This window comes from Bibersteinia trehalosi USDA-ARS-USMARC-188 (assembly GCF_000521725.1).
Taxonomy (GTDB): Bacteria; Pseudomonadota; Gammaproteobacteria; order Enterobacterales; family Pasteurellaceae; genus Bibersteinia; species Bibersteinia trehalosi.
Genome location: NZ_CP006954.1, coordinates 238,023 through 251,323, shown reverse-complemented (window position 1 = coordinate 251,323; position 13,301 = coordinate 238,023). Strand labels below are relative to the sequence as shown.

General features: G+C 40.4%; 24 protein-coding genes. 1 reads left to right on the top strand and 23 read right to left on the bottom strand.

Translation table 11 applies throughout. From position 1 onward, the window contains the following. Positions 1–63 precede the first annotated feature (63 nt). Together F542_RS01215 and F542_RS01210 are read right to left on the bottom strand one after the other, a co-directional pair. Entirely contained in the window at positions 64–1,311 is a 1,248-nt protein-coding gene (locus F542_RS01215; protein ID WP_015433422.1) for a surface lipoprotein assembly modifier, read from the bottom strand. Between the two features lie 77 nt (positions 1,312–1,388). Further along, complete coding sequence (locus F542_RS01210; protein WP_015433423.1) at positions 1,389–2,006, bottom strand: Slam-dependent surface lipoprotein; 618 nt, start codon at positions 2,004–2,006, stop codon at positions 1,389–1,391. Positions 2,007–2,128: 122 nt separating this feature from the next. Between F542_RS01210 and F542_RS01205 the strand changes: the two genes are divergently transcribed. Beyond that, positions 2,129–2,491 carry a helix-turn-helix domain-containing protein gene (locus F542_RS01205; RefSeq protein WP_025266717.1) on the top strand — a complete coding sequence of 121 codons (363 nt, stop codon included), beginning with the start codon at positions 2,129–2,131 and terminating at the stop codon, positions 2,489–2,491. 61 nt (positions 2,492–2,552) lie between these two features. Here the strand turns inward: F542_RS01205 and rplS are convergent, their stop codons facing one another. From rplS to rplN, 21 genes are all read right to left on the bottom strand, one after another. Further along, positions 2,553–2,903 carry a 50S ribosomal protein L19 gene (rplS, locus tag F542_RS01200; protein ID WP_015433425.1) on the bottom strand — a complete coding sequence of 117 codons (351 nt, stop codon included), beginning with the start codon at positions 2,901–2,903 and terminating at the stop codon, positions 2,553–2,555. Between the two features lie 25 nt (positions 2,904–2,928). Further along, the gene (trmD, locus tag F542_RS01195) at positions 2,929–3,681 is read right to left on the bottom strand and encodes a tRNA (guanosine(37)-N1)-methyltransferase TrmD (RefSeq protein ID WP_015433426.1); all 753 of its coding nucleotides are present in this window, start codon (positions 3,679–3,681) and stop codon (positions 2,929–2,931) included. A gap of 33 nt (positions 3,682–3,714) precedes the next feature. After that, entirely contained in the window at positions 3,715–4,242 is a 528-nt protein-coding gene (gene rimM, locus F542_RS01190) for a ribosome maturation factor RimM (RefSeq protein WP_025266716.1), read from the bottom strand. A 26-nt stretch (positions 4,243–4,268) separates the two neighbouring features. After that, positions 4,269–4,517 (bottom strand): 30S ribosomal protein S16, encoded by a 249-nt coding sequence (rpsP, locus tag F542_RS01185; protein WP_015433428.1) that lies wholly within the window; start codon positions 4,515–4,517, stop codon positions 4,269–4,271. A 250-nt stretch (positions 4,518–4,767) separates the two neighbouring features. Further along, complete coding sequence (gene rplQ, locus F542_RS01180; protein WP_015433429.1) at positions 4,768–5,148, bottom strand: 50S ribosomal protein L17; 381 nt, start codon at positions 5,146–5,148, stop codon at positions 4,768–4,770. A gap of 33 nt (positions 5,149–5,181) precedes the next feature. Next, positions 5,182–6,171: a DNA-directed RNA polymerase subunit alpha gene (locus F542_RS01175; protein WP_015433430.1), complete on the bottom strand. Its 990-nt coding sequence runs from the start codon at positions 6,169–6,171 to the stop codon at positions 5,182–5,184. A gap of 62 nt (positions 6,172–6,233) precedes the next feature. Then, positions 6,234–6,857: a 30S ribosomal protein S4 gene (gene rpsD, locus F542_RS01170; protein WP_025266715.1), complete on the bottom strand. Its 624-nt coding sequence runs from the start codon at positions 6,855–6,857 to the stop codon at positions 6,234–6,236. Between the two features lie 28 nt (positions 6,858–6,885). Beyond that, positions 6,886–7,275: a 30S ribosomal protein S11 gene (gene rpsK, locus F542_RS01165; protein WP_005705959.1), complete on the bottom strand. Its 390-nt coding sequence runs from the start codon at positions 7,273–7,275 to the stop codon at positions 6,886–6,888. 12 nt (positions 7,276–7,287) lie between these two features. Further along, a complete protein-coding gene (rpsM, locus tag F542_RS01160) occupies positions 7,288–7,644 on the bottom strand; it encodes a 30S ribosomal protein S13 (RefSeq protein ID WP_005599322.1) in 357 nt (118 codons plus the stop codon). A gap of 137 nt (positions 7,645–7,781) precedes the next feature. Further along, complete coding sequence (gene rpmJ, locus F542_RS01155) at positions 7,782–7,895, bottom strand: 50S ribosomal protein L36 (protein ID WP_005705974.1); 114 nt, start codon at positions 7,893–7,895, stop codon at positions 7,782–7,784. 22 nt (positions 7,896–7,917) lie between these two features. Continuing rightward, a complete protein-coding gene (gene secY, locus F542_RS01150) occupies positions 7,918–9,240 on the bottom strand; it encodes a preprotein translocase subunit SecY (RefSeq protein ID WP_015433432.1) in 1,323 nt (440 codons plus the stop codon). A gap of 3 nt (positions 9,241–9,243) precedes the next feature. Next, positions 9,244–9,678 carry a 50S ribosomal protein L15 gene (gene rplO / locus F542_RS01145; RefSeq protein ID WP_015433433.1) on the bottom strand — a complete coding sequence of 145 codons (435 nt, stop codon included), beginning with the start codon at positions 9,676–9,678 and terminating at the stop codon, positions 9,244–9,246. A 4-nt stretch (positions 9,679–9,682) separates the two neighbouring features. Next, complete coding sequence (rpmD, locus tag F542_RS01140) at positions 9,683–9,859, bottom strand: 50S ribosomal protein L30 (protein ID WP_015433434.1); 177 nt, start codon at positions 9,857–9,859, stop codon at positions 9,683–9,685. A gap of 6 nt (positions 9,860–9,865) precedes the next feature. Next, positions 9,866–10,366: a 30S ribosomal protein S5 gene (gene rpsE, locus F542_RS01135; protein ID WP_015433435.1), complete on the bottom strand. Its 501-nt coding sequence runs from the start codon at positions 10,364–10,366 to the stop codon at positions 9,866–9,868. A 14-nt stretch (positions 10,367–10,380) separates the two neighbouring features. After that, positions 10,381–10,734: a 50S ribosomal protein L18 gene (rplR, locus tag F542_RS01130; RefSeq protein ID WP_015433436.1), complete on the bottom strand. Its 354-nt coding sequence runs from the start codon at positions 10,732–10,734 to the stop codon at positions 10,381–10,383. A gap of 14 nt (positions 10,735–10,748) precedes the next feature. After that, positions 10,749–11,282, bottom strand: coding sequence for a 50S ribosomal protein L6 (gene rplF / locus F542_RS01125; protein WP_015433437.1), 534 nt, complete (start codon positions 11,280–11,282; stop codon positions 10,749–10,751). A 17-nt stretch (positions 11,283–11,299) separates the two neighbouring features. Continuing rightward, positions 11,300–11,692 carry a 30S ribosomal protein S8 gene (gene rpsH, locus F542_RS01120; RefSeq protein WP_006250025.1) on the bottom strand — a complete coding sequence of 131 codons (393 nt, stop codon included), beginning with the start codon at positions 11,690–11,692 and terminating at the stop codon, positions 11,300–11,302. A gap of 36 nt (positions 11,693–11,728) precedes the next feature. Further along, a complete protein-coding gene (rpsN, locus tag F542_RS01115) occupies positions 11,729–12,034 on the bottom strand; it encodes a 30S ribosomal protein S14 (RefSeq protein ID WP_015433438.1) in 306 nt (101 codons plus the stop codon). 11 nt (positions 12,035–12,045) lie between these two features. Beyond that, a complete protein-coding gene (gene rplE, locus F542_RS01110; RefSeq protein ID WP_025216414.1) occupies positions 12,046–12,585 on the bottom strand; it encodes a 50S ribosomal protein L5 in 540 nt (179 codons plus the stop codon). Positions 12,586–12,602: 17 nt separating this feature from the next. Continuing rightward, on the bottom strand, positions 12,603–12,914 hold the full coding sequence (rplX, locus tag F542_RS01105; RefSeq protein ID WP_015433440.1) for a 50S ribosomal protein L24: 312 nt from the start codon (positions 12,912–12,914) through the stop codon (positions 12,603–12,605). A 13-nt stretch (positions 12,915–12,927) separates the two neighbouring features. Beyond that, a complete protein-coding gene (rplN, locus tag F542_RS01100) occupies positions 12,928–13,299 on the bottom strand; it encodes a 50S ribosomal protein L14 (protein WP_005711998.1) in 372 nt (123 codons plus the stop codon). Positions 13,300–13,301: the final 2 nt, after the last annotated feature.

The window sequence follows — 13,301 nt, the reverse complement described above, 5'->3', positions numbered from 1 at the left end:
AAGATAACCGCTTAAACCCCAAAGGCTTGGGAGCCACTCAAGCTTCCAAGCTTTTAATTCAGTTTAAAACGCTTTCTCTATTAGCATCTGCACATAGCTATCCGAATAAGAGAACATAGACGGAATGTTGCTACTTTGCCGTTTCCATCGCCATTGAACCTTCGGGGTGAATCCATACCAATGCCAATTATTTTTCCAAAGCGTTAAATTTGCTATGTAGATTTTATCTCGGCGAATCGCATTTAATGGCAAAATCCCACCCAAAGAGGCAAAATCTTTATATTGTCGTAGTGAAATTGAACCGTTTAATTGTGTGCTAATGTCATCACCCCATGTCTGTTTCCACCCTGCACGCAATGATTTTAAATCATTGCTGTACTGTTTTTCCCTTGTTTGTTCACGGATAAAATCCGTGCTTAAATAGAGATAACCTTTTTCGCTAAACGCATAAACAAGTGTAGCAGAGGCTAATTTAATGGTGCCATTACGCTCTTGCTGTTTAAAATAACGTGGCTGGCTAAACTCCCAAGCGGTAGAAATTTGCCAATTTTTTGCAAATATTTGGCGATATTCCATTCTCACGCCATTTGCCCAATGATAGCGATGATTGCTAAACCATTGGCGTTCATAAAATGGCCTTATTGCCCAACGATATTGGGCATTTTGGAACGCATATCCCAAATAAGTACGATTATTTAATTCATCATAATCATGGTTATCCCAATAGCTTTTGCCACTGATTTCATTGGCAAAATGGAGATTGTGTGAACCGTTTAAATTCCAATTTTTCTCCACTTCTGCCGAATAAGCAAAACCGTGAGCTTTTTGAGGTAACATTCCCTCGCCTTTAATAAATCCTGTATCTTCAATATGATGATCTGATGAGGTTTTATTCACGTTTTTATCATAAACATAATTCATGCGCCCCGAAAATTGCCAGCTTTCTCGTTTATCAATCACACTCAAATACTGCTCAACAATTTCTCGTTCTTCATTGGCTAAATTTGCCTGATTTTGCACCGCTTGAAATGCTTTGCGAGCTTCACGATTTCGGTAATTAAAAAATGACCGCTGGGCAAGGCGAATGTTGGCGTAACTGACAAGTCGCTGATCTGTTTGGGAAAACGTCGAATAAATAGCTAATAAACGTTTTACTGAAAACCATTGTTCTGTTTGCAAAGCAAAGATTAACAAACGTTCTGTTGTCGCAGGATCTTGCTTTAATTCCGCGACACGATAACTGCTCTCCGTTTCTTGTGCCAAAAGCAGAGAGGGGATAAGAAAAATGGAAAGAAGTGCTTTTTTCATCATTGAATCATTAAGAAAAAATCTGCATTTTGAGCAACAAAATGCTTCAAAATGCAGATTGATATCATTGAAAATAGCGATTAACGTTTACCGCCAAAGCTAACATCAAGAGAACTATCATTAGCAAAATTAACCAGCCCTGCTGCTTCAGTTGCCCCATTTCCGAATAAAGCCCCTTCGTAAGTACCACTGCTATTTAATAACACACTGGCTTGTCCGCTAAATTTCGTCCCATTAAGTGTGGTTTGGTGAAGCGTAATATCACGAGAACGACCATCATTTAACAAACTAAATGCAATTTTGCCATCTACGGTTTTTTGCCCAAAATCTACATTTAATGTAGTTGTTCCACCTTGACGATAAGAATTAGAAAGTGAACCTAACCAAATAGCATCACCAACATAAGTTGCTTTACCAGAAGTCGGAATATTGGTTGCTTCTGTACCTTGATAACGCAATTCATAGAGTGAGCCACTATTGTGTTGCCATACCCCATAGAATGAATTTGGGTTATTTTGCCCTGTTAAGTTGCCATAGGTAGTATCTGCTGTAATTGTACCTTGTGGGCTACCTGATAAATTGATTGTATCACCATCAGGGGTTGTAGCAGAGCCTGAACCACCACCGCTAGAACCACAAGCAGTTAAACCGACGATGACTGCTGTTGCAAATAAAGATTTAAGAAAATGACGTTGCATAGTTACTCCTAAGTTGGATAAAAAACGTCAAGATGATATACTCACACCATTTACTAAACCATAAACTAAAAGTCAGAAAATCTGACAAATAGTCTTTAAAATCAAACAATTAGGAAATCATAATGGAAGTCCATGAAAAAATCAGAGTAATGCGAGAAATCAATCAGTGGTCGCAAGAAGAGATGGCGGAAAAATTAGAAATGTCGCCCACAGGCTATGCCAAAATTGAACACGGTAAAACCAATTTAACCCTAGATAAATTAAAACAAATTGCTCAGATTTTTAATATTGATGTCGTGGAATTGATAACTAAAAATGACCGATCTTTTTTCTTTTCTGTTTGTGATAACACAAATAACACAACTTATATTGGTGTAAATGATATTTTGGCAATGGAAAATGAGAAATTGAAATTATTATTAGAAGCCAAAGAGAATGAAATTACTGCGTTGAAAGAGGTGATTGAGTTGTTAAAAACAAAATAATTTATTAAAAGAATTAAAGGCTTGGAGATCCCAAGCCTTTCTTTTCACATCAAAGCGATAATTAGTCGCCCAAACGCTCTTTGATACGTGCAGATTTACCGCTACGCTCACGTAAGTAGTAAAGTTTCGCTTTACGTACCGCACCTTTACGTTTAACAGCGATGCTGTCAATTGCTGGTGAGTGAGTTTGGAATACACGTTCAACACCTACGCCGTTTGAGATTTTGCGTAATGTGAATGCAGAGTGCAAGCCACGGTTACGAATTGCAATAACCACGCCTTCGAACGCTTGCAAACGCTTTTTGCTACCTTCTACTACCCATACCTTCACTTCTAATGTGTCACCTGGACGGAAGCTAGGTACGTTTTGTTTTAACTGTTCTTGTTCAATTTGTTTGATAATGTTGCTCATTATAAAAACCTTCTAAATCCTAGAATTAACTGAGTTTGTGTCGCTGTTTGATTTGTTTCAGCAACGCCTTTTGTTCGTCAGTCAGAGCTAGGCTATCCAATAGCTCAGGGCGTCTTAACCACGTTCGTTCTAGCGATTGTTCCAACCGCCATTTGCGAATTTGTTCGTGGTGTCCCGACATCAGCACGGGTGGCACTTCCAAACCATCTAACACTTCGGGGCGGGTATAGTGTGGGCAATCTAATAACCCTTCTGCAAAAGAATCTTCTAATGCGGAAGCCTGTTTGCCTAACACGCCCGGAATAAACCTTGCAACAGCATCAATCAATGTCATCGCAGGCAATTCTCCCCCTGTTAGGACATAATCACCGATTGACCATTCCTCATCAATTTCAGTTTGAATCAATCTTTCATCAATACCTTCGTAGCGACCACAAACCAAAATTAAATTTTGATTTTTGGATAACTCTTCTACGCCAGCTTGATCTAGTTTACGTCCCTGCGGAGAAAGATAAATCACTTTAACTTCTCCACCCTGTTTGCAAGCGGTCGCTTTTGCGGATTTTATTGCATCACGCAAGGGCTGTACCATCATCAACATTCCCGGCCCACCGCCATAAGGACGGTCGTCCACCGTTTTATGTTTATCAAAGGTAAAATCACGAGGATTCCACGTTTGTACTTGCAACAGATTCTGTTTTACGGCTCTGCCTGTTACCCCGTATTCAGTAATTGCTTTAAACATTTCGGGGAAGAGCGAGATTATGCCAATCCACATAATGTTCCTTAAAAGCTCACTGCATACCTGAGGTTAGAAACCAGCGTCCCAATCCACCGTAATGGTTTTGGTGGTGAGATCTACTCTTTTAACTACTTGTTCATATAAGAACGGAATAAGTCGTTCTTGTTTACCGAAAGCATCTTTACCGCTATTGCGTACCACTAACACATCATTTGAACCTGTTTCCATCATTTCAGCAACCACGCCCATTGTGTAACCTTGTTCGTTTACCACTGAACAGCCGATCAAATCGTGCCAGTAGTAATCGCCTTCTTCCAACTCAGGGAAGACACTCAAATCCACGCCGATTTCGGCATTGGTTAAGAGCTGAGCGGTTTCACGGTCGTCTGTGCCTTTGAGTTTCACAATCAAATCATTGTTGTGATAACGCCAGCTTTCTAATTCAACGCCCTGCCATTGCCCTTTAATTTTTAAGAACCAAGGCTGGTAGTCAAAAATGCTTTCTGGGTATTCGGTGGAAGAATAAAGGCGCAACCAACCACGGATCCCATAGGTTGAACCTAGTTTGCCGACAGTTTCAATTTTTTGTTCGCTCATTTTCGCCACCTATTAAATTTGTGGAATTAAGCTGCTTTACGCGCTTCTTTCACTAATGCTGCAACACGGTCAGACAGTGATGCACCTTTTGCTAACCATGCATCTACTTTAGCCACATCTAAGCGTAAACGCTCAGCTTGACCAGCTGCGATTGGGTTGAAGAAACCGATACGCTCGATGAAGCGACCGTCACGTGGGCTACGGCTGTCCGCAACCACGATTTGATAGAATGGGCGTTTTTTAGCTCCGCCACGAGTTAAACGAATGGTTACCATAACGTTCCTTAAAAATAAATGATAGTAAAAAGAAAAACCCTCGTTCGAGGTGAGGGCGTGAACTTGCTCTCTCAAAATGGAAAACAAGCGGTCGGATTATACAGATTTTTTGCAAAAAAACAAGAAATACTCCCTTAATCACGCTTTTGACTAAATTATTTTTACTCTTATTAATAATAAGAATGCTATAAATCATAAAAACAAAACCCCGATAGTTCTATCGGGGCTTTGCTTCAATCTAATTTAGAGATTATTCCGCTGCTTCTGCAACTTCAGGACGATCAACTAACTCAATGTAAGCCATTGGCGCATTGTCACCTGCACGGAAACCACATTTTAAGATACGGGTGTAACCACCAGCACGCTGTGCAAAACGTGGACCTAATTCATTGAATAATTTTGCAACGGTTTCGATGTTGCGAGTACGAGCAAAAGCTAAACGACGGTTAGCAACGCTATCCACTTTTGCTAATGTGATTAATGGTTCAACTACACGACGTAACTCTTTCGCTTTTGGTAACGTAGTCTTGATGATTTCGTGTTCAACAAGAGAACTTGCCATATTACGGAACATCGCTTGGCGATGGCTACTGTTACGGTTTAATTGACGTCCACTCTTACGATGGCGCATAACCTATTCCTTCTTAGAAAATCTATACCGAAACTAGTCTTCTGCAATACTTGCAGGCGGCCAGTTTTCAAGGCGCATACCCAGTGATAAGCCACGAGAAGCGAGTACATCTTTAATCTCAGTAAGAGATTTTTTACCCAAGTTAGGGGTTTTAAGTAGTTCAACTTCCGTACGTTGGACTAAATCACCGATATAGTGAATTGTCTCTGCTTTCAAACAGTTAGCAGAACGAACTGTCAGCTCTAAGTCATCTACTGGACGAAGAAGAATTGGATCAAACTCCGGTTTTTCCTCTTTCACTTCTGGCTGACGAACATCACGCAAATCAACGAATGCAGCGAGTTGCTCTGCTAAAATCGTTGCAGCACGACGGATGGCTTCTTCTGGATCTAATGTTCCATTAGTTTCCATCTCAATAACAAGCTTATCTAAGTCTGTGCGTTGTTCAACACGAGCAGCTTCAACATTGTAAGCAATACGATCTACAGGTGAGAAACGAGCATCGACTAATAAGCGACCGATTGGACGATCTTCATGTTGTGAATGTACACGAGCAGATGCTGGCACATAACCACGACCACGCTGTACACGAATGCGCATGCTAATAGACGCATTTTTATCTGTTAAATGACAGATAACGTGATCTGGGTTCACAATTTCAACATCAGCATCGGCGGTGATATCGGCTGCAGTTACAGGGCCAATCCCAGATTTAGTTAGTGTCAAAATAATATCGTCTTTATTTTGCACTTTTACCGCTAGACCTTTAAGGTTTAACAATACTTCAAGAATATCTTCTTGTACGCCTTCTTTGCTGCTGTATTCATGTAATACACCATCAATTTCTACTTCTGTAACTGCGCAACCAGGCATAGACGAAAGTAAAATGCGACGAAGTGCGTTACCTAAGGTGTGGCCAAAGCCACGTTCTAACGGCTCTAAGGTCACTTTTGCGTGAGTTGAACTAACCTGTTCAATATTCACTAAGTGGGGCTTTAAAAATTCTGTTACAGAACCCTGCATTTTATCCTCTCTTTGCTTTTAAGCTTTAATAACTAAAAATAATGTAATTAAAAAATTAACTATTATTTAGAGTAAAGCTCAACGATCAGATGTTCATTAATATCTGCTGATAGATCAGAACGCTCTGGAGTGCGTTTAAATACACCTTCCATTTTAGTTGCATCAACTTCTAACCAAGTCGGTTTTTCACGGTTACTTGCAGCTAATTCCAATGCAGCTTTGATACGTGCTTGTTTTTTAGATTTTTCACGCACTGCAATGACATCATCAACAGAAACTTGATATGAAGGGATGTTTACAACACGACCATTTACTACGATAGATTTGTGGCTCACTAATTGGCGAGCTTCTGCACGAGTTGCTGCGAAACCTAAACGATAAACAACGTTGTCTAAACGACCTTCTAACAATACTAATAAGTTCTCACCGGTATTGCCTTTTAAGCGGTTAGCTTCTTTATAGTAGTTACGGAATTGACGTTCCAAAATACCATAGATACGGCGAACTTTTTGTTTTTCACGAAGCTGACTACCGTAGTCAGATAAGCGAGGTTTACGAGCACCATGTTGACCTGGTGCGGTATCAATTTTACATTTTGACTCGATCGCGCGAACACCTGATTTAAGGAATAAATCGGTACCTTCACGACGGCTTAGCTTGAGTTTTGGACCCAAATATCTTGCCATTTTCTTTCTCCAATTATCCTAACGTCAATTACACGCGACGTTTTTTCGGTGGACGACAACCGTTATGAGGAATCGGAGTCACATCAGTAATATTCGTGATACGGAAACCTGCTGCATTTAATGCGCGGATTGTAGATTCACGACCTGGACCCGGACCTTTAACCATAACTTCCAAATTCTTTAAACCGAACTCTTTTACCATTTCGGCACAACGTTCAGCAGCAACCTGTGCAGCAAACGGAGTTGATTTACGAGAACCACGGAAACCAGAACCACCAGCAGTAGCCCATGCTAGAGCATTGCCTTGACGGTCAGTAATAGTCACGATTGTATTATTGAAAGATGCGTGGATATGAGCTACGCCATCTGCGATCTGTTTTTTAACGCGCTTACGTGCGCGAACTGGTGTTTTAGCCATTATTTACTCCGATTATTTCTTGATCGGTTTACGAGGACCCTTACGGGTACGCGCATTAGTCTTAGTACGTTGACCACGTACAGGGAGACTACGACGGTGACGTAAACCACGGTAGCAACCAAGGTCTAAAAGACGTTTGATGCTTAAAGTTACTTCACGACGTAAATCACCTTCGACAGTAAATTTACCAACTTCTTCACGCAGTTTTTCAATCTGCTCTTCAGACAATTCTCTGATCTTTACATCTTCAGCAATACCCGTTGCAGCACAGATAGCTTTTGCACGAGTCTTACCGATACCATAAATTGCAGTTAAAGCGATTACAGTATGTTTTTGATCAGGAATGTTAATGCCTGCAATACGGGCCACTATGCACTCCTATTATTTAAAGTTATTGATATGCTGATCTTGAAAAGCCCGTTTCAGGATACTCAAACAGCATATCAGGACGAAATGAGCTGAGCAGTATAACTGCTCAGCAGGTTCTTTGCAAGAAATTTATCAAATTAACCTTGACGTTGTTTATGTTTAGGGTCGCTACAAATTACACGAACAACACCTTCACGTTTAACAACTTTACAGTTACGACACATTCTTTTTACTGAAGCACGAACTTTCATTGCTTATCCTTTTCTTAAGGTCTTATTGACCTAAGCCTTTCAAATTGGCTTTCTTCAACACAGAGTCATACTGTAATGACATTAAATGACTTTGAACCTGTGCGATGAAATCCATAATAACAACCACAACAATCAGTAATGAAGTACCACCTAATTGGAAAGAGACCTTCCAAACTGATGTAATGATATAAGGAACCAAACAAACAAAGGTAATATATAACGCACCAATTAAGGTCAAACGCGTCATTACTTTATCGATATAACGAGAAGTTTGCTCGCCTGGTCGATAACCTGGTACAAACGCACCTGATTTTTTCAGATTATCCGCAGTATCACGAGGATTATATTGCATTCCTGTATAGAAAAATGCAAAGAAGATAACTGCCATCGTAAATAGAATGATATATAAAGGCTGTCCCGGCTGAAGCAGCTGAGATAAATCAAATAACCATTCAAAACCTTCACTTGAGCCAAACCATTGTGCAACTGTTGCAGGGAATAGAATAATACTCGATGCGAAGATTGCTGGAATTACACCAGCCATATTTACTTTTAAAGGTAAATGAGATGATCTCGCGGGAGCCATCATTCTACCTTGTTGGCGACTTGCGTAGTTCACAACAATTCTTCTTTGTCCACGCTCAACAAAGACAACAAAATACGTTACAGCAAATGCTATAACAGCTATTAGTAATAAGACAAGTAAAGAAATTTCACCTTGACGTGATTGTTCGATTGTCTGCCCGATAGCGGAAGGTAAGTCTGCAACAATCCCTGCAAAGATAATGAGAGAGATGCCGTTTCCAATACCACGTTCGGTGATTTGCTCACCTAACCACATAAGGAACATTGTCCCTGTCACTAAACTGACAACAGACGTCACATAGAATAAAACATTTGGATTAGGAACTAATCCTTGTACCATTCCTGGAAGGGCCAAAGAAATACCAATAGACTGAATAAATGCTAATAATAACGTTGCATAGCGTGTATATTTGCTGATTTTACGTCTTCCTGCTTCACCTTCTTTTTTCAATTCAGCCAATGCAGGATGAACTGCCGTCAATAGCTGAATAATAATTGACGCAGAAATATAAGGCATAATACCCAACGCAAAAATAGACGCTCGGCTTAAAGCACCACCAGAGAACATATTAAACATATCAATGATGGTGCCTTTTTGTTGCTGTACTAAATCGGATAATACTGAAGCATCAATACCAGGAACAGGAATAAAAGAACCGATACGAAAAACGATTAATGCACCTAATACGAACAATAATCTAGATTTTAATTCACCAGTACTTTTTTGAGTATTCCCTTGATAACCTGGTTGTTTAGCCATTTATTATTCCTCGATAGAACCACCAGCAGCTTCGATAGCAGCTTTAGCACCTTTGGTTACACCTAAGCCTTTTACTACGAATGCTTTCTCAACTTTACCAGAAAGAATAACTTTTGCAGATAAAATATCTTTGGTGATTACGTTAGCAGCTTTTAATGCTTCTAAGGTTACTACATTGCCATCTACTTTTGCTAATTCATCTAAACGAATCTCAGCAACATGGAATGATTTTAATGAAGTAAAACCAAATTTTGGTAAACGACGGTATAAAGGCATTTGACCACCTTCGAAACCGCGGCGAACTTTACCACCGGTACGAGATTTTTGACCTTTATGACCACGACCACCAGTTTTACCTAAACCAGAACCAATACCACGACCAAGACGTTTAGCACTGTGTTTAGCACCTTCAGCTGGAGAGAGAGTATTTAAACGCATTCTATTACTCCTCAACCTTAACCATGTAAGAAACTTGATTAATCATACCACGAATAGCTGGAGTATCTTCCAACTCAACAGTATGACGAATATGACGAAGACCTAAGCCTTTCAACGTTGCTTTATGTTTCGGTAAACGAGCGATAGAGCTACGAGTTTGAGTTACTTTAATTTTTGCCATATTCAATTACCCCAAAATTTCTTCAACGGTTTTGCCACGTTTTGCAGCAACCATTTCAGGTGATTTCATATTTGCAAGTGCATCAATAGTTGCACGAACAACGTTAATTGGGTTGGTTGAACCGTACGCTTTAGAAAGTACGTTGTGAACACCTGCAACTTCTAATACTGCACGCATTGCACCACCTGCGATGATACCTGTACCTTCGCTAGCTGGTTGCATAAATACGCGTGAACCAGTATGAGAACCCTTAACAGGGTGTTGTAATGTACCGTCTTTTAACGCGACATTAACCATATTGCGACGAGCTTTTTCCATCGCTTTTTGGATTGCTGCTGGAACTTCACGAGCTTTACCATAACCAAAACCTACACGACCGTTACCATCGCCCACTACTGTTAAAGCAGTGAAACTCATAATACGACCACCTTTTACGGTTTTTGATACACGGTTAACCGCGATTAGCTTTTCCTGCAGTTCACCAGCTTGTTTTTCGATGTTTGACATCTAAAATTCCTCTATTAGAACTGAAGACCAGCTTCACGAGCAGCATCTGCTAATACTTGCACACGACCATGGTATTTGAAACCAGAACGGTCAAATGCAACTGCTTTAATACCTTTTTCTAAAGCACGCTCCGCAACGAGTTTACCAACTACTGCTGCTGCATCTTTATTACCAGTATATTTAACTTGCTCTTTAATTACTTTCTCAACAGTTGAAGCTGCTGCTAAAACTTCTGAGCCGTTTGGTGCGATAACCTGCGCATAGATATGACGCGGGGTACGATGCACGACTAAGCGTGTTGCACCTTGCTCTCTCATTAAGTGACGTGCACGGCTTGCACGACGGATACGAGCTACTTTCTTATCCATAGTGTTACCTTACCTTACTTTTTCTTCGCTTCTTTAGTACGTACAACTTCATCAGCGTAACGTACACCTTTACCTTTATAAGGCTCAGGTTTGCGGTATGCACGAATATCTGCTGCTACTTGACCGATCAACTGTTTGTCAGCACTTTTCAGAACAATTTCTGTTTGTGATGGACATTCACCAGTTACACCAGCTGGTAGAGCGTGTTCTACTGGGTGAGAAAAACCTAAACTTAAAGCAACAGAATTGCCTTTCATTTGTGCTCTGTAACCAACACCCACTAATTGCAATTTCTTAGTAAAGCCCTCGGTAACACCGATAACCATGTTGTTTACTAATGCACGAGTTGTACCTGCTAAAGCGTTTGCTTGAGCAGTCTCATCTTTTGGTGCAAAAGTAAACACGTTAGCATCAAATTTTACTTCAACTGCATTGTGAATTTCACGAGATAACTCGCCGTTTTTACCTTTAACTGTTAATAGCTGACCGTTGAGTTTAACTTCAACACCGGCAGGAACATTAACAGGTGCCTTTGCAACACGAGACATATTTTCCTACCTCACTATTATGCTACGTAACAGATAATTTCACCGCCGAGGCCTGCTTGACGTGCAGCACGGTCGGTCATTACACCTTTAGAAGTAGAAACAACTGCGATACCTAAACCACCCATTACTTTTGGTAATTCATCTTTACGTTTATAAATACGTAAACCAGGGCGGCTCACACGTTGAATACTTTCTACAACTGGTTTGTTTTGGAAATATTTTAAAGTAATTTCCAGTTCAGGTTTAACACCCTCAACAACTTTAACGCTTTCGATATAACCTTCTTCAGCTAAAACATTTGCAATAGCAACTTTTAACTTAGATGAAGGCATACTGATTGCAACTTTATTCGCAGCTTGACCGTTACGAATACGGGTCAGCATATCTGCGATTGGATCTTGCATGCTCATGTATTTACTCCCATGATTCCAAATTAAAAGAGGTTATTACCAGCTTGCTTTCTTAAGACCCGGGATTTCGCCACGCATAGCAGCTTCACGAACCTTAATACGGCTTAAACCAAACTTACGAAGTACACCATGTGGACGACCAGTTTGGCGGCAACGATTACGCTGACGGCTTGGGCTTGAATCACGTGGAAGTGTTTGTAATTTTAACACTGCTGCCCAACGGTCTTCGTCAGAAGCATTCACATCAGAAATGATTTTTTTCAGCTCTTGACGTTTCGCGTAAAATTTATCAGCTAATTTAGCACGTTTCACATCGCGTGCGATCATTGATTGTTTTGCCACGATAACCTACCTTATTTACGGAATGGGAAATTGAAAGCCGCTAATAAAGCCTGACCTTCTTCATCACTTTTCGCTGTAGTGGTGATAGTAATATCTAAACCACGCACACGATCTACTTTATCGTAGTCGATTTCAGGGAAAATGATTTGTTCACGAACACCCATACTGTAATTACCACGACCATCAAATGACTTAGCGTTTAAACCACGGAAGTCACGGATACGTGGAACAGCGATAGTAATCAATCTTTCAAAGAATTCCCACATACGTTCACCACGTAGGGTCACTTTGCAACCGATTGGATACCCTTGACGGATTTTAAAGCCTGCAACAGATTTGCGAGCTTTAGTTACTAAAGGTTTTTGACCGCTGATTGCTGCTAAATCCGCTACTGCGTTATCTAACAGTTTTTTGTCGGTCAATGCTTCACCCACACCCATATTCAGGGTAATCTTTTCGATTCGTGGGACTTGCATGACAGATGAGTAGTTGAATTTTGCTTTTAATTCATTAACTACTGTATCTCTGTAGTAATCATGCAGTTTCGCCATCACATTACTCCAGTTAATTAAATAGTTTTCTCGTTAGATTTGAAGAAACGTACTTTTTTACCATCTTCAAATCTAAATCCTACACGGTCAGCTTTATTTGTTTCAGGGTTAAAGATCGCAACGTTTGATACGTCAATTGCTGCTTCTTTTTTCACTAAACCGCCAGCCTTGCCTAATGCAGGAACTGGTTTTTCGTGTTTAGTTACGATATTAATACCTTCAACAACCACTTTACCGTTTGGTAACACTTTAGTTACCTTGCCACGCTTACCTTTATCTTTACCGGTAAGAACGATCACTTCGTCATTTTGACGGATTTTAGATGCCATTTTTCACTTCTCCTTACAGTACTTCTGGAGCCAAAGAGATGATCTTCATAAACTTCTCAGAACGAAGTTCACGAGTCACAGGTCCAAAAATACGAGTACCGATTGGTTGCTCAGTGTTATTATTTAAAATTACACAAGCGTTACCATCGAAGCGAATAACAGCGCCATCTGGGCGACGAACACCCTTCTTGGTGCGCACCACAACTGCTTTTAACACATCACCTTTTTTTACTTTACCACGTGGAATTGCTTCCTTCACGGTAACTTTGATGATATCGCCGATAGCAGCGTAACGACGGTGCGAGCCACCTAGAACCTTGATACACATTACGCTACGAGCCCCTGAGTTATCAGCAACATCCAGCATAGTCTGTTCTTGGATCATAT